Source organism: Glutamicibacter endophyticus, from assembly GCF_048457885.1.
Classification (GTDB): Bacteria; Actinomycetota; Actinomycetes; order Actinomycetales; family Micrococcaceae; genus Glutamicibacter; species Glutamicibacter endophyticus.
This window is the reverse complement of record NZ_CP174200.1, coordinates 2,949,961-2,971,963: the sequence shown is the minus strand read 5'-3', so window position 1 is coordinate 2,971,963 and position 22,003 is coordinate 2,949,961. Positions and strand designations below refer to the sequence as shown.

The following is a 22,003-nucleotide window of genomic DNA, read 5'->3' as shown; positions in this document are numbered from 1 at the left end:
CTTCAGAATTGGGGTGGATCTGTGGGCCCGACGGTGCGGGGTTAGGCGGTGACCGTGTCCCGATGAATGGATTCGATCAGACGCAACACCGCCAGGCTGTCGTGTGGGTCGACCGGGACCGGACCGGCGTGGCGCAGGCAGGAGGCCAACGCACGGTAGAACTGCGGGTAGTCCCCGGGCAGGGTTGGCACTTCGCGGGTAGCCTGCCCGGTGGCCAGTTGGCCCCAGTGGGCTTCGGGTTTCTGACCGTACTCGGCTTGCGTGGGGCTCATGCCCGAAGCCAACTGAGGTTCTTGTGGATCGAGCCCAAAGCTGGTGTAGGCCCCGCGGTGCCCTGCCATCTGGAAGCGCGCCCCGGGGGCCGCGTTCAAGCTACTCATGGTCAACCGGGATTCGGTGCCCGAACAGTGTCGGAGCAACACGTGCGCGTCCTCCTCTGCGGTCGCCTGATCGGTCAGCGGCCGCAGGCTGGCTTGCACACTATTCACCGGTCCGAAAAGCTCGATGGCCTGATCGATCAGGTGAGTTCCCAGGTCGAAGAGGATGCCGCCGCCCTGCTGCGCGGTGAGCTCGGCTTTCCAGCTACGCATGCCCTGGGGTTTGAACCATTCGAAACGCGACTCGAAGGTATGCACGGCGCCCAGCGCCTCTTCGCCCAGCAACTTCTTAATGGTGAGGAAGTCACCGTCCCAGCGCCGGTTTTGGTAGACGGTGAGGGTCAACCCCAGCTCGGCGGCCAAAGCGATGAGCTCTTCACCCTGGGCGCTATGCACCACAAAGGGCTTGTCAATGACCACGTTCAACCCGCGCTTGAGTGCTGCACGGGCAATCTCAAAGTGGGTCGGTGGCGGGGTGCCGATCACGAGCAGATCCAACTCTTCCGCTGAGGCGAGAACCTCCCGGTAGCTGGGAACAATGCTGGCGTGCGGGTACGCATCGGCCGCTTGCTGCTGCCGTTCGGAATTCGCGGTGGCGATAAACGAGATCTCGAAGTCCGGGTTGGCGGCCAGCAGGGGTGCATGGAAGACCTTGCCGGAGACGCCGAAGCCGATGATGGCGGTACGGATAGTTGCGGACATCTAGAGCACCTCGTCCAAAAAGCGGCGTAGTCGGTCGGATTTGGGGTTATTAAACAGCTCCTCCGGCGTACCGGATTCGATTACTTCGCCTTCATCCATGAACACCACCTGATCTGCGACCTTGCGGGCAAAGCCCATCTCGTGGGTGACCACCACCATGGTCATACCGCGCTGGCAGAGATCCGCCATCAGGTTCAGCACGCCCTTGACCAACTCCGGATCCAGCGCGCTGGTGGCCTCATCGAAGAGCATGATCTCCGGCTCCATGGCCAGCGCGCGAGCGATTGCTACGCGCTGCTGCTGACCACCGGAGAGATCGCGTGGGCGATGATCGCTACGCTCGGCCAAGCCCACCTCGGCCAGGCGGGCGGCGGCGAGCTCTTCGGCCTTCTTGCGGTTTAGCCCCTTGACCTTCCACGGAGCCAGCGCCACATTTTGCAGGGCCGTGTGATCCGGGAAGAGGTTGAAGTGCTGGAACACCATGCCGATGCGCTTGCGCACATCGTCCGGACGATCTCCCAGAATGGAGGAGCCATTGACGATGACGTCGCCGCGTTTGGGCTCATGTAGCCGGTTGATACCTCGCAACAGGGTGGATTTACCCGAGCCGGAGGGTCCAATGATGCAGGTGGTGGTGCCCGGGGCGACCTTCAGATTGATATTGTGCAGGATCTCGACATCGCCATAGGCCATGGCCATATCGGTCAGTTCTAGCGAGGAACCGTGAAATTCCTTGGTCGCGCTCATGCTCGCTCTCCTTGCGTCGAGGACTGCAGTTCCGAAACTTCCTTCAGCCCGCTGGTCGGGGGAGTTGCCTTGCGGCGTCCGGTGCGGAATTTTTGATCGATGTAGTTGACCAGGTGGGTCAGCGGGACGGTGATGATCAGGTAGAAGATACCGGCGGCCACCAGCGGCGAAAGATTGCCGGTCAGTACCGCGGCATCCTGACCCACGCGGAATAGTTCGCGTTCCATCGGAAGCAACCCGAGGAAGTACACGAGCGAGGAATCCTTGACGATGGCGATGAACTGGTTGACCAAGGCCGGCAATACACGGCGGATGCCCTGCGGGATCACGACCAATACCATGGCCCGGCCATAGGACATGCCCAGCGCGCGGCAGGCCTCGAGCTGTCCCTTTTCGACCGACTGGATGCCGGAACGGAAGATCTCGCCGATGTAGGCACTGGCGATGAGACTGAGCGCGATGATACCCAGTGGGTAGGGGGAGGGGCCGAAGATATCTTGAGAGATTCCGGTAAAACCACGTCCGATTAGCAGGATGGTCAAAATGGCCGGCAGTCCGCGGAACAGGTCCGTGTAAATACGTGCCGGAATTCGGATCCAGCGGGTTTGGGCGATACCCATCACGGCGACCAGCATGCCGAGCACGATGCCGATGATGGTGGCGCTGATGGAGATGATTAGCGTGTTGGTCAGCCCGGTCTTCAGTAGCTGGGGGAGGACCTCGAGCATGGATTCGAAGTCCAGAAATGTCTTGGAGATAGTGTCGAAGAATTCCATAGGTGTTCCTTGCCCTCTGGTGGGGTCCGGTGTTTCGCCGGACCCCACCGCGAGTGGTAATTAGGAGTCGTCGCCGGCGGACTCGGCACCGGTCTGCTCGGCCTTGGGCAGGTACTGCTCGGGCATCGGGGAGCCGGGGAACCACTTCTGGTATAGCTCCTTCCAGGTACCGTCCTCCATGGCCTCGGCCAGCGCCTCATTCAAGGCGTCGCGTAGCGCGTCGTTCTCGGGAGCAACGGCGAAACCTGCCGGTGCGTCGAAGGAAGGCACATCGAGGGCGTTTTCTAGGTCATACCGATCCGAGTAGTCCTTGGCGGCCTCGTAGTCCAAGAAGTGCGCGTCAACGGAGCCGGCGTTGAGCCCCGAGACGGCTGTGTTGTTGTCCGGGAAACGCACAATGTCGGTGTCGGTGAAGTTCTTGACCGCGTAGGCCTCTTGCAGGCTGCCTTGCACGACGCCCAGCCGCTTGCCGGCGAGGTCGTCCTTGTCGTCGATGTTCTTCTCCGGGGAGGCCAAGACCGTCAGGTATCCGGCAAGATATCCATCGGAGAAGTCCACGGTCTGCTTGCGTTCGTCGGTGATGCCGATGGCGGCCACGCCCACGTCGAACTGGCCATTGGCGACCGCCGAGAGGAGGGCCGAGAAATCCTGGCCGGTGAAGACCACGTTTTCGACGCCGATGCGGTGCGCGACGTCGGTGAACAGTTCTACGTCGAAGCCGGTGAACTGGCCTTCGGCGTCGGTGAAAGTGTAGGGCTTGCTGTCACCGATGCTGGCCACACGGATGGTGCCGGGTTCGATGAGGTTGTAGGGATTGTCTTGCTCTGCGGAGGCGTTGCCGGAGCCGCAAGCGGTCATGGTTAGGGCGCTGAGCGCCACTGCCGCCGTGGCCGCCAGTGCGCGGAAGCCGAGTCGATTCTTCATGGGGATTCTCCGTTCGGTGCTGGGCGAGTGAGGGCCGCCCGAAGATTGTGGCCGATGATCAGAGACCGGTCTCAAAATGCTTCCTGAGACCGGTCTCAATCTCGTTGTGAAATAAGCTACACTTCAATTTGAAGCGACGTCAAGAGGTTGAGGAAAAGTTAAATGGCTCGACGACAGGGGACCGGCGAGGTCACCATCTCCGATGTGGCGCGGCTCGCCGGAGTCTCCAAGGCCCAAGCGGCACGCGCCATGGGAGGCTACGGATCGGTCAGCAACGAGGTCAAGCAACGTGTCGAGCAGGCCGCACAGGAACTCGGCTACCGTCCCAATGCCCTCGCGCGTAGCATCAACACCGGCAAGTCCCAGTCGCTGGGCGTAGTGGTGGGGGATGTCGAAAACCCCTACTTCGGTCTGGTCACGCGCGGAATCAGCGATGTGGCGCGCCGGCACGGCTATGACGTGGTGCTAGCCAATACCGGTGAATCCCTCGCCGACGAGGAAAAAGCCGTGAAGATGCTGCTGGACAAAAGAGTCGATGGACTTTTGATCTGCCCGACCTCTCGGACTTCGCACGGACACATTTTAGATGCAGAACGTTCGGGGCGGCCCGTGGTCCTCTTCGACCGCGATATTTCCGTCAGTGGCTTGGATATGGTGCAAATGCGCATCGCCGAGGCGACGCGCGAGGCGGTTCAGGGGCTGATCGACGCGGGACATCGCCGCATCGCCTATATATCCACGCTCAAACTCGCCACCGACGGCTTCGCCCCGGGGCAAGATTTGGATCTCTCCACGGTCTCGCAGCGCGTGGATGGCATCTGCCGGGCCTTGGAAGACTCTCAGAGCGAGGTGGATCCGGTGTTGTTCCAGTTTGGCGCCTCGGATCGCCAGAGCGTGGATGGGATCCTCGGAGAAATGCTGGAGCTTTCGGAGCCGCCGACGGCTCTGGTCGCCTCGGATTCGCTAGTGGCGTTGGACCTGTTGCTCTCACTCAAAGGGCGCGGGTTGCGGATCCCACACGATGTGTCGGTGGTGATGCTCGATGACCAGCCCTGGGCCGAGTTGGTCGAGCCACCGGTCACCGCGGTGCGGCAACCGGCCTACGATCTGGGCGAGCAGGCGGCAACGGCACTGTTCGAGCGCATCGATGGGGCCGAAGGCGGTCGCGAAATCTGGCTCACCCCGCACGTCGTGACTCGCGGCTCGGTTGGTCAACCGTTAGGGCATGTGCGGCAAGCGGGATAAAGACTGCCGTGCGCGCTCCTTTGAAATAACCAATGGTAGATTTTTGCAATCAGGTGTGGTTGGGTGTTGATGAGCTCGGAAAATGGCGAACCGATTGCGGAGGCATCCGATGAAAGACACTCGAGCCAAAGCACGCACGTTACGTACTCTTGGGTTGGTATTGGCGGGGCTGAGCGCGGTGGGAGCGCTCGCCGGATGCTCGGCGCGGCCCGACGAACCGGTCGAGCTACTATCGATCCTCGACTCTCCGGAGGATCCCGAGAACGATCCAATGCCAGATTTCGGGACGGGTTCTGTTTCCCTCCCGGATGGAGGGGAAATTGAGGTGTCGCGGTTCGTCGGCGAAACGGAGGCGGGCCGCTACTGGGTAGCTTCGGATTGGGAGCAGCGTCTCTGCGCCTTCGCCTACCAGAAGGACGCTAAGGGGTTGGCCAGCACCTGTTCTCCGATGCACCGCTTCGAGATGTCCGGGCTCTGGATCTCCGGGATGGGATCCTATGACGACGAGCAAGGCGTGCAACGCACGCAGCGTACCGAAATCTTTGTGGCCCCGGATGGCTACACGCCGGTTGAGATTCCCGAGGGGCTCGAGCAAATCCAGCCGAATGTGCTAGCCGGTGATCGAACCGGAGAGGAACGACCGATCACCTTTCGATCGGAGAAGACCGGCCGGGAGATCGAGTTCCCTGGATAACGGAGGCTAGCGTCCCGCCCTTCTATGCCGCTGTACGCGGTGGATTCTCACGGAGCAAATGAACAGTGAACGGTCGAGGGCGGTAGATTGTGAGAACCGTAAGTCATAAGAAGCGGAGCTGTTGGGCGCTGGCTGCTGTGATGGCAACGATTGCGCTAGTGGCCATCCCGGGTTGTTCTATGCAACAAACCGAACCGGCCGACCTGCTCTCTATTCTGTCCGGCGCGGGAGATGCCGAAAAGGATGCTCTTCCCAAGATTGTTGACGATGCACGGGAGCGGGATGGAGCCGAGCTCCGGGTGACTCGTTTTCTGGGCGAAACCGCCTCTGGCCGCTACTGGGTTGGAGTCGATGAACGAGGCGAAATTTGTGTTTTCGCCGAACAGAAATTATCTCAACATGTGAGCATCAACTGCCAGTCACTCCAACGGTTCAGGCTGGATGGCGCTTCGGCGGGCGGTAGCGGTTCTTACAAGGATGAAGAGGGCAACTATCGGACCGATCACACCGAGCTATTCGTCGTTCCCGACGGATATGCCCCCGTCGAAATACCCGAGGGCCTCGAGCTCATTCAACCCAATGTGCTGGCCGGCGAGGGAACTGGCGGTGATCATTGGGTGAGCTTTAGGTCCGAGGGCACCGGGCGGCAGATCAAGATTCCCCGCTGATCCCGCAGCAGCCGGTGGAATTCAGGCAGCTAAGAGAATCGCTGTCAATAGGATGGTTGGCACCAGCTGCTGTTGCGTAGAGCAACGGACTTGATATGCGAGATGATCCTATTTCGCACAGGCGGGTAGCGCATACGGAATCGCTTGTCTTCAAGTGCTCGAAGTTTCTAACGTTGAATTCGTGAGCTTTTCGACCACCAGACAACGCTATTCGATCAGACAGGCGGCCGCGCTGACCGGACTTCCGGCCAGCACGTTGCGCTATTACGAATCGATTGGCATCATCATGCCAATTGGCCGCGACGAGAGTAGTGGGCACCGGGTCTATACGCCGAGCGATCTCGACGTGCTCACCGCAGTGGCCTGCCTGTCGGCCACCGGGATGTCCGTTGCCGATATGCGGCACTACATCGCCAATAACCGCCTAGGTGCGGATGCGGCGAATCAGCAGATCGAGCTACTGAAAGTCCAGCAGGAGCACCTGGCGGCCGAAGCCCGCCAAATCGCACTGCGCCAGCGGTATGTTGCGCTCAAGATCGATTATTGGATGGCTGTCAGCGAGGGAAGCAAGGACCGTGCCGCGCAGATTTCCCAGGACGCTGGTGCGTTGGCCATAGAACTGGCCAAGAGCGCGAAACGCTGATATCCACGCAACGGTTGGACGGGCGGTTCGAGGTTCGAGCCGCGATCCAGGAGGCCGCTGAGCACGGCCGGATCGTGTCTTGAGCAGAGCACGTGACTGAAAAAGAATACGCGCACTCGGCCGAGCATGCCGACTGCATTCAACGAAGGAATACCACTTTGAGCACCATTGCAAAAGCCTATGCGGCACCTGCCGCTGGCGCAGACTTAATCGAGACCACTATCGAGCGCCGCGAGGTCGGCCCGAAAGATGTGCTGATCGAGATCAAGTTCGCCGGCATCTGCCACTCCGATATCCACACCGTGCGGGGTGACTGGGGCCCGCAGTCCTACCCGCTGGCGCCCGGGCACGAAATCGCCGGGATCGTTGCCGCCGTCGGCTCGGAGGTAACCAAGCACGCGGTTGGCGACCGGGTCGGCGTCGGGTGCATGGTCAACTCCTGCGGCAGCTGCGTGAACTGCAAGAACGGCGACGAGCAGTACTGCCTCGAAGGCATGGTCGGCACCTATGGCGCCACCGACCGCGACGGCACCATCACCCAGGGCGGCTATAGCACCCATGTGGTGGTCACCGAGGACTTCGTGCTGACGATCCCGGAGGGCATCGACCTAGACGTGGCCGCGCCGCTGCTCTGTGCCGGGATCACCACCTTCTCCCCGCTGCGACACTGGAGCGCCGGACCGGGCACAAAGGTCGCCGTGATCGGCCTGGGAGGGCTGGGGCACATGGCTGTGAAGCTCGCGCGCGCCATGGGCGCGGAGGTCACCGTGCTCTCCCAGTCGCTGAAAAAGCGCGAGGACGGCCTGCGCCTTGGCGCAGACCACTACTACGCGACCAGCGAGGAGAGTACCTTCGCCGAGCTCGCCGGCTCGCTGGATCTGATCATCAACACGGTCAGTGCACCGATCGATGTGAGTGCCTTCCTGGGGTTGCTAACCGTCGGCGGGACCATGGTCAACGTTGGCGCTCCGGCCGAGCCGCTGCCGGTTCAGGCCATGGCATTGATCGGCGGACGCCGCTCCTTTGCCGGCTCCATGATCGGTGGCATCGCGCAAACCCAGCAGATGCTGGACTTCTGCGCCGAGCATGGCATCGGGGCGGAGATTGAGGTCATCGAGGCTGCTCGGATCAACGAGGCTTACGAGCGCGTGCTTGCCTCGGATGTGCGTTACCGCTTCGTGGTCGACATCTCCACTTTGGCCTAGCGGTCCGATCGGTGCGCGAGTAACGTACCGCGACGCGTAAGCCCGGCGCCTCCCCACGCCATGGAAGACGCCGGGCTTATGCGTATTGCAGACCCTGCAAGGGTTGACCATTGTGGAGGAGCGTGGCCCCGACGTAGGATCAACCCACCCTGCGATCCTCGAGGACTGGGAGAAGTTATGCCAAAGCCATGGCACAACGGCAAGTGGATGCCGACGGTTTCGGTGCTGATGATTCTCGCGGCCGGAGCTTCGGGGTGTTCCGCTGCGCAGCCCGCGCCCGAGGACCTGCTGCCGATCCTTGCCACCGAGGACGCCGGAATGGAGAGCATCCCTCCCGAGTTTTCCTCACGGCTCGACGCGGATGACCTCAACCAGCCGACGCGCGTGCGTTTCCTTGGCGAAAACGATACGGCGGCCGTGTGGGCCGGTGTCGACGCGCAAAACCACCTGTGCGTGTATTACGACCTCGTGGACGACGACGGCGGAGGAGGCTCGGTCTGCATGCCGCCAGAATTATTCGCCGAGCACGGCAGCCACGGTAGTTCCGCCAGCGAAATAGGGAATGTCCAGCGCCACGAGGGTTATGTCCTCGCACCGGAGGGATACGTTCTGGACGAAGTGCCGAGGGGTTTGGAGAAGATCCTAGACAATCTCTACGCTGGCGACCTCAGCCGGGCCGTCGGCCCCATGGCGTTCCGGAACCACGTGACCGGCCACGAGATCACGTTCTTCCAGTGAGCCATTGGCGTGCGATCCCGGCAGGCACCGCAGCAACTACAGCTACAGCGCCTTACCCGGATTGAGGATCCCCCTTGGATCGAAGGCCTGTTTGATGCGTTGCTGGAGTTCGAGCGACGTGTCGCCGAGCTCTTCGCGCACCCACTCGCGCTTGAGTAACCCAACTCCGTGCTCGCCGGTCAGGGTGCCACCTAGATCTCGTGCCAAATGGAACATTTCCCCCAGCGCCACCTTGGCCGGACCGGTCGTGATGGACTCGTCCGGCTCGACCACGATCATGGGGTGTAGGTTGCCGTCGGCGGCATGAGCCACGGAAAAGATCCGCACGCCGGTGCGCTCGGCAATGCGTTCCAAGCCGGTGAAGGCTTCGGCCAGCCTGTTGCGCGGCACGGCGATATCGCCGATGGACACACGGCCTAGCTGCTCGAGCGACGGGATGGCGTCGCGGCGGGCCTGGACTAGGGCCTGCGCCTCGAGTTCGTCGGTGGCTCGGTGCACCGTGGTGGTGTAGGGTGCGATGGCACGGATGATTTCTTCGAGTTCAAGGTGCGCGCCGTACCCGTCGGTTTGGGCGAGCAAGAACGCCCCACCCTGAGCCCGGTGCGCCGTACCCGTAGCGAGATCAATGGCTTCAAGGGTAGGGCCATCAATAAGTTCGAGGATCGATGGTTGGATTCGCGCGGCGGTGATCGCCGAGGCGGCCCGCCCTGCCGCTTCGACGTCGGCAAAGTAGGCTGCCGCGGTCTCGGTGCGCGCGGGTTTCGGGCGCAACCGCAGGGTAGCCTCCACCACGATCCCCAAGGTCCCTTCCGAGCCGATGAACAGCGCGTTCAGGTCGTAGCCGGTGACGCCCTTGATAGTATTCCGCCCGGTCCGCACCAGCCCTCCATCCGGTAAGGCCACTAACAGGGACAACACCGATTCCCTGGTGACCCCGTACTTCGCACACCACATGCCGCCCGCGTTGGTCGCGATGTTCCCGCCGATCGAGCAGATGGCGGTGCTGGCCGGATCCGGGGCGTAGAACAGGCCGGCGTCGGCGACGGCCGCATTCACCTCGGCATTGAGCACGCCCGGCTGGACTACGGCCAGCATCTCGACGTCGTCGATGTGCAGGATCTGGTTCATCGCGGACACATCGACGACGACCTGGCCGGCGGTGGCACTGGACCCAGCCGCCAAGCCGGTGCCTGCGCCGCGTGGGACCACACTAATCCCCTCGGCGTGCGCCAAACGCAGGGCGGCGCGCACCTCCTCGACGGTGTGGCAACGCAGTACCGCATCGGGCGGCGAATCGGGCATATACCCTGAGCGGTCGGTACAGGCTGCGGCGCGCGCCGCTAGGTCTGTGTCATAGCGCGGGTGATCGGCTAACGTGCCGATATCTTCGAGTGGATCGCTGTGCATACTCCGGCTCCATCGCTTCGATTGCCTGCGCTGTTGGTGTGAGTCTACTGGCCCGATCCGCACCTGCCGGCGAGGTCGTTGGCGTGGCGTTTGGTCGTCCTCAACGCTCCGGTTGCTTAGCGGCGATTCAGGAACTCGGCAAAGGCGGCGAGTCCGGCGCGCAGCACCTCTGTTTCATTCGCGTACCCGATCCGCAGGTAGCCTTCCATGCCCAGAGCCGAACCCGGGGTGAACAGCACCCCGCAGCCTTCGAGGATTTCCACCGCGTAGTCGTGGGAGGGAGCGGCCGCGCTGTACTTCAGCAAGGCGGTGGTGCCGCCGCCGGGCTTGACGAAGCTGATGTGCTCCTGCTCCTGCACCCACGCGTCGAGGATGGACAGGTTCGTGGCGGTGAGTTCGCGCGAGCGCGCCAGGATCTTCTCGGCGTGGCGCAGGGCCATGGCCGCGAAGGCCTCGTCGATCATGCCGACGCTGATGGTGTTGTAATCGCGGTGGATCATGATGCGCTCGATGAGTGCCTCCGGCGCGGCGATCCAGCCCATGCGCAGCCCGGCCATCGAGAAGGACTTAGACATGCTCGCGGTGCTGATGCCCTTGGCATAGAGATCCGCGATCGAGGCGGTGACATGCGGTGCCTGCTGGTCGATGCAGCGGTAGACCTCGTCGCAGAGCACCCAGGCGCCGCTGAGGGAGGCCAAGTCCGCAATCTTCTGCAGCGTGGTCGCGTCGATCAGTGCTCCGGTGGGGTTATTTGGGTTATTCAGCGCGATGAGCTTGGTCTGCGGGATGAGCAGTGCGGCCAGCTCCTCGAGATCCGGCAGGAAGCCGTTCTCTTCGCGTAGCGGCAGCAAGCTGACCTCGGCCCCGAGACTGCGTGGAATCGAATAGTGCTGCTGGTAGGTGGGTACGATCGCCACGACGTGGTCTCCGGGATCGACCAAGGTTTGGTGCACCAAGGCGTTGGCGCCGATCGCCCCGTGGGTGGTCAGGACGTTGCCGGCCTTCTGCCCGGTGTAGAGCTTGGCGATCAGTTCCCGCAAATCCTCGCGACCGGCAATGGCTCCGTAGCTCAGCCGCATGGCCGAAAGCTCGTCGAGAATGCTCTCGCGCTCGCCGGCGAGGTCCAGCAGTTCGCCGACGGTCAGCGAGTCCACGCAGGTTTCGGCGAGGTTATAGGTGCAGTTGTTCTCGTACTCGTTCATCCAGATTTCGACGCCGAAGTCTTCGATCTCCATGGGGCTCCTCTGTCGTTGCCAGCGGTCGGTTGTGTCTAATATAGTGCACATAGTGTCCTGTGTGGCAAACATGTTGGCGACGAAGAGGAAATATCGTGGGTGAACCCGAAGGTGAGAGCGCGGGGCTCTTGCAGCAAGTCGGCATGGCCGTGCGCGAGCTACGGATGCGGCGTGGACTGTCCATGGTGGCCCTGTGTGAGGCGGCCGGAATCTCGCGCAGCATGCTGGCTTCCATTGAGGGCGGTAAGGCCAACGCGTCGCTGGTGACCATCGACAAGTTGGCGGCGGCGCTGGGCGTCGACTTTGCCGATCTGGTCGGTGCGCGCAGCGGCACCCCGGTGCAATCCGTGTCCGCCGCGCAGGCCTCGGTTTTGTGGCGTGCCGCTGGGGAGGGCGGTCTGGGACGGATGTTCTTGTCTACGCGCGGCGTCGGGCGGGCCGAGTATTGGGACTGGTCGCTGGCGCCAGGACAGCGCTACGATGCCCAGCCCGACGCACCGGGATCCGAGGAACTGCTGGGTGTGCAGCACGGCACGCTGACCGTGTTCTTAGACGCCGAGCGTGTGCGGGTGCCGGCCGGTACGGTGCTACGCATCCCGAGTGATCGGCACTACAGCTACCTGAATGAAGGCGCCGAAGACGTGCGGTTCGTGAGGATCGTGGTGATCAATTCGGGGCGTTGAGCCGTGGCCTCTCTACGGGGCGGATGGCTGGTGCCGATCGGATGCGAGCCGGGCCCTGTGGTTAGCGTGGTTGTGCCGGAGCTATGGGCCAAGCAACCCGATGGGGACCACGTGGATTCCGTCCCGGCGAGTGTATGCGAATTCTCCGCCGGTCACGATGATCTTGGCGAGAGGCGGTCCAGATGCGGCCTGATCCACGTTGTCGATGAATGCGGTGAGGGATTGCGCCGCCTTGTCCTCGGCATTCGCGCCGAGCTTGATCTCGAGCGCGGCCCATTGTCCATTGGGGAACTCGATGATGGCGTCGATTTCCCGGTTTCGCGAATCCCTCACGTGCATGACTTGCCCGCTGCTGGCTTGGGTGTATACGCGCAGGTCCCGAACGACAAGTGACTCGAAGAGCTGGCCGAAATACTCCAGGTCGCTGAGGAGGCGATCGGGTCCCGCACCCAGGGCGGCGGCACCCAAGGACGGGTCGACGAAGTGCCGCTTGACGGCGGCCCGAATGCGGTCTTTCGAGCGCAGCTTCGGGGACCAAGCGGGCTGGTCTTCGACCACGAAAATGCGTTCCAGGGCCTGATGGTACGCCGAAACCGATCTCGCGCTCAGTCCTCCGACCGGTCCCATATCGGCGGAGATGGTGCTGAAGCTGGCTTCGGTGCCTACCGATCGAGCCAGCGAGCGTATGAGCAAGCCAGTTCTCGCTGCATCGCGACGTGGCTCGTCCTCAAGCGCGGGCAGGTCGACACGTGCGACATCCGCCAAGTAGGAGCGCAGGAATCGCTGGGCCTGGTCGGCGCCAAGGCGCTGTAAACCAGGCCAGCCGCCTATGACTGTCCTCTCCGCAAGCGCTCGAACGGTCAGCGGGCTTCGCTGGGGCTTCAAGACCCCGCCAGCCAGGATTTCCTTCAACGACGCTTGACCGCTGGAGTGGCCGCTCTCGAAGAGAGACATGGGTCGCATTCGCATCCGCAGGATCCTGCCTGCGCCTGAGTGGCGAGTGTGGTCATCTGCGGGTACGGCAGAGCCGGCGAGCACGTACTGACCCGGAGTCTGTGCGCTATCGACCGATGCGCGCACCTGATTCCACACGCCCGGAATGACTTGCCATTCGTCGATGAACCGGGGCTTGTCGCCGTCGAGAAGCAGCGACTCGTCGATTTCGGCGAGTCTTCGAGCATTCTGATCGATATCGAGTTGGATGTGGCTGCGGGAATGGTGCCGGCCGGTTGCGGACTTTCCGCAAGCCCTGGCGCCTTCGATGAGAAGGGCGCCAGCCATCGCCTGGAGTTCAGAAATTTCCTGGTCAACAACTCTCGGAAGGTATTCCATGAGCCTATGCTACGTCTCTATCGACACGTTTGTGAATGATTTAGTGACATGTTTGTGAACGATCTATCGACACGTTTGTGAATCGCTATGGTGCAGTCGGACCGAGTGTCGCTCGGCCTACTCGGATGGCGGGAGCTTGCCGCTATGAGGCCCAAGCCGTTGCCAGATCTTTGGCCCGAGGTCCGCGAAGAGGCCGCGTTCTCCAAAGGGGCGGAAGCCTGCCCAGTGGTCGTGGGCGCGCTCGGCCGCCGCGGTGCTCAGTCCTCGGCCGCGTTGAGCCGGTGAAGTAACTCGGCGAAACGCTGCACGTCCTCGTCGGACCATTCGTCGAGTTTGCGACGCAGGTTTTGCCGAGCCTCGGTGCCCGTGGCGATCCACGAGGTACGGGCTTCATCGGTGATGGAGACCAGTTGCGCCCGGCGATCGGCCGGATCGCTGATGCGTGTGATCAGCCCTTGGGTTTCTAGCTGTTTGATGATGCGTGAAACGGTGGCCTTATCTATTTCGAGGTGCTCGGCCAATTCATTCTGTTGCTGCCCGTCGCGCTTCATCAGTAACGCCAAAACCTTGTAACCGGCCGGCTGCAACTCGGGGTGGATTTGCCGGGCGCGACGGCGCAAGGTGCGGCGGGCGCGAATCAATGTGGCGGTGAATTCTTCCTCCACCTGCTGGTACAGCTTCTCCTCGTGCATTGCTCCATTCTAGGTTCCCGTAGCAGAAATACGGTTCTCGAAACCTGAAACGTGACCCAGCCGCTACATCCGTCCTGGTGGATAGTGACAAAATGGCACCAGAAGTGTTGCATATTCGAAGGAGAGAGCGTGAGTTACCAGGTGGGCCCCGCCGAGCAAATCCCCGAGGGAGAGGCGTTGCTCGTCGATTCCAGTGACAGTGGGGCGGCCGAGGATATTGCGATCTTCCATGCTGAAGACGGCAATTTCTATGCCCTGCAAGACGAATGCACCCACGAAACCGCCTCCTTGGCGGATGGATGGATCGACGGAACCGAGGTTGAATGCCCGCTGCATTCGGCCACCTTTTGCCTGAAGACCGGCAAGGCCCTATGCATGCCGGCCACCGTAGACGCCCGCACCTATAAGGTCGAGGTCGTCGATGGACAACTCGAACTCGATATCTAGCATGGCCCGCGTACAAATCGTCGGCGCCGGTGTCGCCGGATTTACGCTGACCCGCGAGCTCATCCAGCGTGGCTACCGGGGCGAGATCGTGCTCTGTGACCCGCAGGGTTTGCCCTATGACCGGCCGCCGCTGAGTAAGGCGCTGCGCCGCGAGCACTTCATGCCCGCCAGTTGGTACGCGGAGCACGGCGTGCACTTGCGGACCGAGGCGATCAATGATCCGGCGCTGCCCGAAGCCGCCGACGAGTGGCTGGTACTGGCCACCGGGAGCAGGGCTAAGAAGCTGACCGTGCCGGGCGCCGAGCATGCGCTGAGCCTGCATACCGCCGACGAGGCCGAACTCATTGCCCGGCGTCTGGATCAGGGCATGTTCGCGATGCCCGTGGCCGTTATCGGGGCCGGCCTTGTGGGCGCGGAGTTCGCCTCCGCGGCCCGACAGGCCGGCGCTCAGGTGACGCTGTTTTCCGCCTCCAGTGCCCCCTTGGCCCGAGTACTCGGCGAAGAGATGGCGCGTGAACTACACGCCGCCCACCGCCGTAACGGAGTCGCCTGCGTGGATGCCGCCGTGACCGAGGTCGGACCGGATTATGTGGTGGCCGCCGGGCAACGGCATGAGGCCGCGCTGATCGTCGCTGCAGTAGGGGCCGAGGCCGACACCACCGTGGCCGAAGGACTTGGCCTTGCGGTGGACGATGGAATTCTGGTTGACGACGCGCAGCGGGTGATTGGCCAGCGCCAGGTGCTCGCCATCGGTGATGCGGCCCGTCGCGTCGATCATCCGCGCGCGGTGCACTGGGAAGCGGCCATGGACGATGCGGCCATTGCCGCAGCGGTGATCACCGGGCAACCGGCGCCCTCCCGCAAGATCGACTGGTTTTGGTCCGACCGTCACGATGCGCATGTCGAGGTCGTCGGTGATTTCTCGCGGGCCAGCTCCCACATCTCCCGGTTGGGGCGACGCGGAAATCTCGAGGCCGTCTTCGGACTGGACAGCGCCGGGAACCTGGTAGCCGCCTCGATGGTCGATGGCGGTTTGCTCTCCAAGGCGCTGCGCCGACTGATGGACGCCGGAGTGAGCCCCACGGCCGAGCAACTGGCCGACCCGAGCGTGGGACCGCGTGAACTAGCGAAGGCGGGCCGCTCATGAGCACCTTGCCACCGCCGCAAGTACCCGAGGCACTATGTGTGCCCACCGCCCGCGTCGGGGCTGGGTTTATTGCCGCCATCGTGGTGGTGCATGTCGGCATTAACGTGGGATTCTTCGCCCCGATTCAGGTATTACTCGGCTTGCATGCCCAGCAGATCGACGCCTCCGCTAAGGCCGCGATTCTCTCCCTCGTCACGGCCGTGGGTGCCGCGGTCTCGATGGTGGCTAATCCGCTTTTCGGTGCCCTGAGCGATCGCACCACCTCGCGCTTTGGCCGGCGCGTGCCTTGGATTTTCGTCGGAACCTTGTCCGTGGCGGCCGCGCTGCTGTTCATGTCCACCACCAATTCGGTTTCCGGGCTTGTGCTCGGCTGGGCGCTCGTGCAGGCCGCCGGTAACGCGGCACTGGCTGCGATATTCGCGGTAGTGCCCGATAAGGTGCCCGTCGAACAGCGCGGACTAGTCGGTGGCCTGGTCGCGCTGGGGCAAACCGGTGGTGCCCTAATCGGCGCCGCCATTGGCATGGTGGCCGCCGCGGATCTAGTTTTTGGGTATGCGTTGGTGGCCGTCTGTGTGGGGCTATGTGCGGTACCTTTCGTGCTGATGCGCCGAGACGTGGTGCTGCCAGCCGGTGCCCTTGAGCCGCTGCGCCTCGGACAGTTTCTGCGGAGTTTCTGGATCAACCCGGCACGCTACCCGGACTTCGGGTGGGCCTGGTTGGCTCGCTTCCTGCTTTATCTTGGGTCGCAACTGATACTGGTGTACCTGCTGTACTTCCTGCAGGATAAGTTGCACCACCCGGAACCGGCCCAGGGCGTGCTGGTACTCACCGCGGTCTATGCGGTGTGCGTGATTTTTTCCGCGGTACTCTTCGGGCGCTTCTCGGACCGCGACGGGAAGCGTAAACGGTATGTGGTGCTCTCCTCGCTCATCGTCGCCGCGGCCGCAATACTGATGGCGTTCTGTAGCGTGTTCTGGGTGGCCGTGATCGGCGCCATGTTACTGGGTGTGGGCTTTGGTTCCTATCTGGCGGTGGACTTCGCGCTACTGACGCAGGTGCTGCCACATGCCGATTCGCGCGGCAAGGATTTGGGCGTGATCAACATTGCCAATTCGCTACCGCAGGTGGTGGCCCCCGTGGTGGCTTGGATTTCGGTGACCTGGCTGGGTGGCTACCCGGCGCTGTTCCTCTCCGCCGCCGTGGTGTCACTCGCCGGGGCCTGGCTGGTTACGAAGGTCAGGAGCGTGCCCTAATGGGCGAGGCCTTGCAGTGGCTACTCAACGATGCCCCGTGGGGTGTGACCTTCGTATTCTTCTTCTGCGGTGCCATGATCCGGGCCAACACCACCTATTGGATCGGTCGCGGAGTGGCCAAGGGGGTTGAACATACCCGTTTTCAGCGTCATCTCGAGGGCCCGGTCTACCAGCGGGCCCAACGATTTATCGTTCGCTGGGGTGTGCTGGCGGTGCCACTGAGTTTTTTGACCGTGGGGGTGCAAAGCGCCGTCAACGCCTCGGCCGGTATCAGTCGTATGCCGCTACGCCGCTACCTCCCGGCGGTGGTCGTTGGATGCTTGCTCTGGGCGCTGGTGTACACCACGGTGGGGATGGCCGTGGTGTATGCGTGGCTGGCCCTCGAATGGCAGTGGTTGGCTCTCGGCGCGGTCGTTATTGCGATCACGGTCTTCGTTATTCTGCGCGGCCGTCGCCGACGCGCGGGTGTGCCAGAATAAACTCTCCATTCATCAGCACTGCACCCATGAGACGGAAGGCCTAGCCGATGCCGACCAGCCAGCCAGCGCGAGAACCGCGTCGCGCGCAACTCGACGATCTCGATCGTAAACTTCTGCGACTGCTCTCCGAGAACGCGCGCCGAACCAATAACTCGCTGGCCGAGGAGCTGGGTATTGCGGCATCGACCTGCCTGGCACGGCTCAATGCCCTCCGCGAAAGCGGCGTGATTTCACGCTTTACCGTGGAAGTCGATCCGCAGGTCCTCGGCCGTGAACTCGAAGCGCTGATCTTTGTGCGCATTCGGCCCGGGGCGCGGCATTTGATGTCGAGCTTTGCCACCGAAATGCGGCGCAAGGCCGGGGTGCGACAGCTCTTCTTCCTCGGTGGGGCCGATGATTTCGTGTTGCACGTGGCCGTGCGCAACTCGGCCGATGTGCGTCAATTCGTGTTGGATAACCTCTCGGCCAACCCCGCCGTGGCCACTACGCAGACCTCCATCGTCTTCGAGCACAGCATCGGCACCGACGAGTACTGAGCCGGTCCTGCGTTCCGCGCCACACATGGAAGGCTAAATGGGCCATGAAATCAGCACTAATTTGCTCGGGCCATTTGGGGTTACGCTGGGGGCACCAAGTTCCTAGAGCCCGACCCGTGGAGGGAAAATGGACACGAAAGTCACCGAATGTAGCGTCGAGAATTGTTCGTTCAACGACCACACGCACTGCAACGCTTCCGGTATTACGATCGCCGGTGCCTCCGAACATGCTCAGTGCGCCACCTTTATCGACATTGGGGTCAGCGGTGGACTGCCAAAGGTGCTGGCCAGCGTCGGCGCCTGCCAGCGAACCGAGTGCGCTCACAACGATCACCTGATGTGCAATGCGCCGCAGGTAAAGGTCGGGCCGGGTGCCGACGTCGCCGACTGTCTGACCTACGAACATAAGTAAAGAATTCAAGAGCCAACGGGACGTGAAACCACGTCCCGTTTGTTCTGCCCAAAACGATGTTGCAGGTATTCGAATTTGGGGACGTACCAGCGAGTATGCCGGACGGGAAATCGATTTAATCGAAGAAAAATGCTAGACTTGATGATCCTTTCATGGACCACTGTCTTCGCGGCAGGTCGCCGACGAAGACCTATGGACGAGAGAATCAGGAGGTCGAACCATGAATATCGAGTTCACCGTGGCTACCGCGTTGGCAACATTATTGGTGCTGGCCGTGATCAGTGTGTTCTTGGTGCTGGCCTATCGCCGCACCCAGGCGGAGGAAATTCGTAAGAACCTAGTGAAGCAGGCGAAGAAGCTGGGCCTGGCCGCCCCCGAGGACCTAGAAACAAAGGTGCTCCAGCGTCGGGTGCGTGAGGCCAAGAAACAGCAGAAGCAAGAAAAGCATCTGAAAACCGCATAGCGTGGGCGGGCAATCCTTCGTAGCGAAGGGTTGCCCGTTTTGCATTGTCAGGCCAGCCGTTAGAGCCGCGCGGATGCCGGGTTGGTCACATGGGGCTGTGAGCTTGCTGGCCTAGAGGCGGGTTTTGGTCAGCCGGTTATGCGGTACGGGATTTACTAGATGGTGCACAGACTTAGTGAATCGGGAGAACACGCATGAGCACCATTCCATTGGGGGAAGATATTTTGTTGGCGCGCCATGGCGCGAACATCATCAAGTTCCGTCAAGACCGCAAGAATGGTCGCACGGTGGCGTACCTGCGCAACGGTCAGACCGATACGGCAGCCAATCTGGTCGCCCGCGTCGGAGCGCTCACTCCAGCAGATTCCATGCGAGGCGCTGCCGAACGTTTCCTGAACGACGAGGCGACCGTCTCACGCCGTGAGGCACGCACTCTGGCGAAAATTTCGCTGGGCTACAGCATTGTGGCCGGTGTCGTATTCGGCGGCCTACTCCTAGTGCTCTATCACGTCGGCGGTGCCGACAGCCTGCAGTACCTGACGAGTTACAGCTTCTAACGCGCCGACCCTCGCTAATCCCATGTACCGAATAGGTACATGGGATTTTGTACATTGCAGCCTCGTTTTTCGGCGAGGCAACGCATAGGATGAGCACAATTCCATCGAGGGGAGTATGCAATGCGTTTCGTACTAGAGGTTAATTTCGACACCGAAACCATGCAGGAGCAACCGCTGGAGCAGTTGCAGCATGTGCTCAGGTCACTGGCCAATCATATTGAGCTGTATCCCATGGAACACGGCGTAGAGGGTGAGGTCTTCGATACCCGCCACGAGGGCGTCGGGGAGTGGGCCCTGCTCGACGACTAGCTATCGAAGCTACGGCACCATACCGTCGATCAGCGCCCGGAGTCCACGCTGAAACGACGCGTCGGAGGTCGGCACTTCGGTACGCCGCTGCGCCTCAATGGCCTCGGTGAAATTCTGTGTTTCCTCATGGTGTGCGCCGGCATCAAAGATGTCATGCGGCGCCGAGGTATCCATCGCCGAGCCGAAAATGAAGGATTCCAGGGCCACGATCGTGGGCACGACCTGTTCCTGAGCCAAGCCGGCCTCGGTCAGTGCGCGCGCCACCCGCTCATACATGCGCAGGGTTCGGGGCGAATCGGCAACGGGCAGCACCGCGATGACCGGGATGAGTGGAATGTGATTGGAGAAGGTGTCCCGGTAGCTCGTGGCCCAATGGCCCAGCGCCTCGCGCAACGGCAGCGTATCGAAGCTGGAGCTATCGACCTGGGTCATCACGCTTTCCTGGATCCACTGCAATAGATCCTGCTTGGAATCAACGTGGTTGTAGAGCGCTGACGGAGAGACACCCAAGGACTTCGCGAGGCGTTGCATGGTCAACCCCTCATAGCCACTGGCGGTGACCAATTCGAGCGCGTGCTGCGTAATGCGCTCACGATCGAGCACGCTGGTACGCGGACGACCCGCCTTGCGGTGGCTATTTTCGACCACGATCATCTCCCTGACGTCGACTACTTCACAAAACCGTCACGATACCCTATGCTGGATTCAAAGATAAATGAACTCAATTCATTTTGAACGAGGAGAATCCCTTCATGAAGCATCTGGAACGCGACGTTGTGGTCGTTGGCGCCGGCCCCTCCGGCTTGAACGCAGCCTATGAGCTGCAAAAGGTCGGCAAGACCGTGGCCGTCTTGGAAGCCCGCGATCGCGTTGGGGGGCGCACTTGGACCGACGTCATGGACGGGGCCACCATCGAGATCGGTGGACAGTGGATCAGCCCGGACCAGACCGCTCTCTACGACCTAATCGACGAGCTGGGGATCGAGACCTTCGAACGCTACAAGCAGGGCAAGAGCGTCTACCGTGCCACCGATGGCACCGTGACCGTATATGACGGGGCGGACTTCCCGGTCTCCGAGCACACGGTTGCTGAAATGAACAAGCTCATCGGCCTGATGAACGAGTTGGCCACCGCGACCAACCCGGATAAGCCCTGGGATCACCCGCAGGCCGCCGAACTGGACAAGATCTCTTTCCATCACTGGCTTCGCGAACAGTCCGATGACGAGCTGGCTTGCCTGAACGTCGGTCTGTTCATCGCCGGTGGCATGCTCACCAAGCCGGCCCACACCTTCTCGGCGCTGCAGGCCGTGTTGATGGCAGCCTCCGCCGGCTCGTTCGACAACCTCGTCGACGAAGACTTCATCCTGGATCGTCGCATGAAGTCCACCATGCAGGGTGTGTCCAAGGCCGTGGCCGAGCGCCTCCACGAGCAGACGCTCTTCCTGAACAACCCGGTGCTGAAGCTTGAATGGTCTGAAGACGGCGTGGTGGCCCACGGTGCGGACGTGACCGTAAGCGCCAAGAAGGTCATCTTGGCCGTTCCGCCGAACCTCTACAACCGCATTAGCTACTTCCCGCCGTTGCCACGCTGGCAGCACGTGACCCACCAACACCAGTCGATGGGTCTGGTCATCAAGGTGCACGCCGTCTACGAGACCCCGTTCTGGCGCGAAGAAGGCCTGTCGGGTACTTGCTTCGGACCGAACCACCTGGTGCAGGAAATCTACGACAACACCTTCGACGGCGAATCTACCGGCACCCTCGTCGGCTTCATCTCCGATGTGGAAGCCGACAAGATCTGGGCCATGGAGAGTGACGAAGAGCGCAAGGAAACGATTCTGAAGGCCATCGCCGAATTCCTTGGCGACAAGGCACTCGATCCGAAGGTCTTCTACCTCTCCGACTTCGGATCCGAGGAATGGACCCGTGGCGCCTACGCCACCAGCTACGACCTCGGCGGTCTGTACCGCTTCGGACCGAGCCAGAACGAGAACGTGGGACCGATTTACTTCTCCTCCTCGGATTTGGCCGGCGCCGGCTACCAGCACGTCGACGGCGCGGTCCGGATGGGCCGCCGCACCGCCGCACGTATTGTCGCCGAATTGGATGGCACCGCATACGACGAGTCCTACGACGGCGAAAAGTCGATCGCGTCGCTGGTTACGCAGTAACCACCGAGCACGGAACGACGAGCGCACTGCCACCTCATCCGGGGGGTAAGCGCCGCGCGGGGCGGAGCCATCATCATGGCGTCCGCCCCGCGCTCTTCTGTATAACCGGTAGCCGCCAAGAGTCCCAGATGACTTGGTACGTGACGCGTATTCGCCGG

The 22,003-nt window shown here is 62.0% G+C and carries 26 protein-coding genes; 17 read left to right on the top strand and 9 right to left on the bottom strand.

The window, feature by feature from the left end:
* Positions 1 to 41: 41 nt before the first annotated feature.
* Genes ACJD00_RS13880 through ACJD00_RS13865 form a run of 4 tightly spaced genes read right to left on the bottom strand, consistent with a single transcriptional unit; the run spans position 42 to position 3,526 of the window.
* The gene (locus tag ACJD00_RS13880; RefSeq protein WP_418907497.1) at positions 42 to 1,079 is read right to left on the bottom strand and encodes a Gfo/Idh/MocA family oxidoreductase; all 1,038 of its coding nucleotides are present in this window, start codon (positions 1,077 to 1,079) and stop codon (positions 42 to 44) included.
* Entirely contained in the window at positions 1,080 to 1,826 is a 747-nt protein-coding gene (locus ACJD00_RS13875; protein WP_418907496.1) for an amino acid ABC transporter ATP-binding protein, read from the bottom strand.
* A complete protein-coding gene (locus tag ACJD00_RS13870) occupies positions 1,823 to 2,602 on the bottom strand; it encodes an amino acid ABC transporter permease (protein WP_418907495.1) in 780 nt (259 codons plus the stop codon). Before ACJD00_RS13870 ends, ACJD00_RS13875 begins: the two co-directional genes overlap by 4 nt.
* Before the next feature lie 60 nt (positions 2,603 to 2,662).
* Entirely contained in the window at positions 2,663 to 3,526 is an 864-nt protein-coding gene (locus ACJD00_RS13865) for an ABC transporter substrate-binding protein (protein WP_418907494.1), read from the bottom strand.
* A 162-nt stretch (positions 3,527 to 3,688) separates the two neighbouring features.
* On the opposite strand from ACJD00_RS13865, the gene ACJD00_RS13860 reads away from it, so the two are divergent.
* The 6 genes from ACJD00_RS13860 to ACJD00_RS13835 all read left to right on the top strand — a co-directional run bounded on the left by ACJD00_RS13860 (position 3,689) and on the right by ACJD00_RS13835 (position 8,719).
* Positions 3,689 to 4,771, top strand: a complete 1,083-nt coding sequence (locus tag ACJD00_RS13860) for a LacI family DNA-binding transcriptional regulator (RefSeq protein WP_418907493.1) — start codon at positions 3,689 to 3,691, stop codon at positions 4,769 to 4,771.
* A 109-nt stretch (positions 4,772 to 4,880) separates the two neighbouring features.
* Positions 4,881 to 5,465, top strand: a complete 585-nt coding sequence (locus ACJD00_RS13855) for a hypothetical protein (RefSeq protein ID WP_418907492.1) — start codon at positions 4,881 to 4,883, stop codon at positions 5,463 to 5,465.
* Positions 5,466 to 5,644: 179 nt separating this feature from the next.
* Positions 5,645 to 6,133 (top strand): hypothetical protein, encoded by a 489-nt coding sequence (locus ACJD00_RS13850; RefSeq protein ID WP_309409412.1) that lies wholly within the window; start codon positions 5,645 to 5,647, stop codon positions 6,131 to 6,133.
* A 181-nt stretch (positions 6,134 to 6,314) separates the two neighbouring features.
* A complete protein-coding gene (locus tag ACJD00_RS13845; RefSeq protein ID WP_418907491.1) occupies positions 6,315 to 6,776 on the top strand; it encodes a MerR family transcriptional regulator in 462 nt (153 codons plus the stop codon).
* A 158-nt stretch (positions 6,777 to 6,934) separates the two neighbouring features.
* Positions 6,935 to 7,981 (top strand): NAD(P)-dependent alcohol dehydrogenase, encoded by a 1,047-nt coding sequence (locus ACJD00_RS13840; protein ID WP_418907490.1) that lies wholly within the window; start codon positions 6,935 to 6,937, stop codon positions 7,979 to 7,981.
* A 177-nt stretch (positions 7,982 to 8,158) separates the two neighbouring features.
* Complete coding sequence (locus ACJD00_RS13835) at positions 8,159 to 8,719, top strand: hypothetical protein (RefSeq protein ID WP_418907489.1); 561 nt, start codon at positions 8,159 to 8,161, stop codon at positions 8,717 to 8,719.
* Between the two features lie 42 nt (positions 8,720 to 8,761).
* Here the strand turns inward: ACJD00_RS13835 and ACJD00_RS13830 are convergent, their stop codons facing one another.
* Positions 8,762 to 10,126 (bottom strand): FAD-binding oxidoreductase, encoded by a 1,365-nt coding sequence (locus ACJD00_RS13830; RefSeq protein ID WP_418907488.1) that lies wholly within the window; start codon positions 10,124 to 10,126, stop codon positions 8,762 to 8,764.
* 116 nt (positions 10,127 to 10,242) lie between these two features.
* Positions 10,243 to 11,361, bottom strand: coding sequence for an aminotransferase (locus tag ACJD00_RS13825; protein ID WP_418907487.1), 1,119 nt, complete (start codon positions 11,359 to 11,361; stop codon positions 10,243 to 10,245).
* Between the two features lie 95 nt (positions 11,362 to 11,456).
* Here ACJD00_RS13825 and ACJD00_RS13820 point away from each other — a divergent pair, with 95 nt between their 5' ends.
* Entirely contained in the window at positions 11,457 to 12,044 is a 588-nt protein-coding gene (locus tag ACJD00_RS13820; protein ID WP_418907486.1) for a helix-turn-helix domain-containing protein, read from the top strand.
* 81 nt (positions 12,045 to 12,125) lie between these two features.
* Here the strand turns inward: ACJD00_RS13820 and ACJD00_RS13815 are convergent, their stop codons facing one another.
* Entirely contained in the window at positions 12,126 to 13,376 is a 1,251-nt protein-coding gene (locus ACJD00_RS13815; RefSeq protein WP_418907485.1) for an ATP-binding protein, read from the bottom strand.
* A 257-nt stretch (positions 13,377 to 13,633) separates the two neighbouring features.
* On the bottom strand, positions 13,634 to 14,068 hold the full coding sequence (locus tag ACJD00_RS13810; RefSeq protein WP_418907484.1) for a MarR family winged helix-turn-helix transcriptional regulator: 435 nt from the start codon (positions 14,066 to 14,068) through the stop codon (positions 13,634 to 13,636).
* 129 nt (positions 14,069 to 14,197) lie between these two features.
* Here ACJD00_RS13810 and ACJD00_RS13805 point away from each other — a divergent pair, with 129 nt between their 5' ends.
* The 9 genes from ACJD00_RS13805 to ACJD00_RS13765 all read left to right on the top strand — a co-directional run bounded on the left by ACJD00_RS13805 (position 14,198) and on the right by ACJD00_RS13765 (position 19,671).
* Positions 14,198 to 14,515: a bifunctional 3-phenylpropionate/cinnamic acid dioxygenase ferredoxin subunit gene (locus tag ACJD00_RS13805; RefSeq protein ID WP_418907483.1), complete on the top strand. Its 318-nt coding sequence runs from the start codon at positions 14,198 to 14,200 to the stop codon at positions 14,513 to 14,515.
* Between the two features lies 1 nt (position 14,516).
* Positions 14,517 to 15,662, top strand: coding sequence for an NAD(P)/FAD-dependent oxidoreductase (locus ACJD00_RS13800; protein ID WP_418907482.1), 1,146 nt, complete (start codon positions 14,517 to 14,519; stop codon positions 15,660 to 15,662).
* A complete protein-coding gene (locus ACJD00_RS13795; protein WP_418907481.1) occupies positions 15,659 to 16,915 on the top strand; it encodes an MFS transporter in 1,257 nt (418 codons plus the stop codon). Before ACJD00_RS13800 ends, ACJD00_RS13795 begins: the two co-directional genes overlap by 4 nt.
* Complete coding sequence (locus ACJD00_RS13790) at positions 16,915 to 17,394, top strand: DedA family protein (RefSeq protein ID WP_418907480.1); 480 nt, start codon at positions 16,915 to 16,917, stop codon at positions 17,392 to 17,394. Before ACJD00_RS13795 ends, ACJD00_RS13790 begins: the two co-directional genes overlap by 1 nt.
* Positions 17,395 to 17,441: 47 nt before the next feature.
* Positions 17,442 to 17,930, top strand: coding sequence for an Lrp/AsnC family transcriptional regulator (locus ACJD00_RS13785; RefSeq protein ID WP_309409386.1), 489 nt, complete (start codon positions 17,442 to 17,444; stop codon positions 17,928 to 17,930).
* Positions 17,931 to 18,057: 127 nt separating this feature from the next.
* Complete coding sequence (locus tag ACJD00_RS13780) at positions 18,058 to 18,342, top strand: DUF1540 domain-containing protein (protein WP_309409384.1); 285 nt, start codon at positions 18,058 to 18,060, stop codon at positions 18,340 to 18,342.
* Between the two features lie 220 nt (positions 18,343 to 18,562).
* Entirely contained in the window at positions 18,563 to 18,805 is a 243-nt protein-coding gene (locus ACJD00_RS13775) for a hypothetical protein (RefSeq protein WP_309409382.1), read from the top strand.
* Positions 18,806 to 18,999: 194 nt separating this feature from the next.
* Positions 19,000 to 19,362: a hypothetical protein gene (locus ACJD00_RS13770; RefSeq protein WP_418907479.1), complete on the top strand. Its 363-nt coding sequence runs from the start codon at positions 19,000 to 19,002 to the stop codon at positions 19,360 to 19,362.
* A gap of 120 nt (positions 19,363 to 19,482) precedes the next feature.
* A complete protein-coding gene (locus ACJD00_RS13765; protein WP_309409378.1) occupies positions 19,483 to 19,671 on the top strand; it encodes a hypothetical protein in 189 nt (62 codons plus the stop codon).
* Positions 19,672 to 19,680: 9 nt separating this feature from the next.
* Here ACJD00_RS13765 and ACJD00_RS13760 read toward each other — a convergent pair whose 3' ends face one another.
* Positions 19,681 to 20,325: a TetR/AcrR family transcriptional regulator gene (locus ACJD00_RS13760; RefSeq protein WP_418907478.1), complete on the bottom strand. Its 645-nt coding sequence runs from the start codon at positions 20,323 to 20,325 to the stop codon at positions 19,681 to 19,683.
* 98 nt (positions 20,326 to 20,423) lie between these two features.
* On the opposite strand from ACJD00_RS13760, the gene ACJD00_RS13755 reads away from it, so the two are divergent.
* Positions 20,424 to 21,845, top strand: a complete 1,422-nt coding sequence (locus ACJD00_RS13755) for a flavin monoamine oxidase family protein (RefSeq protein ID WP_418907477.1) — start codon at positions 20,424 to 20,426, stop codon at positions 21,843 to 21,845.
* The last annotated feature ends 158 nt before the right edge of the window (positions 21,846 to 22,003 follow it).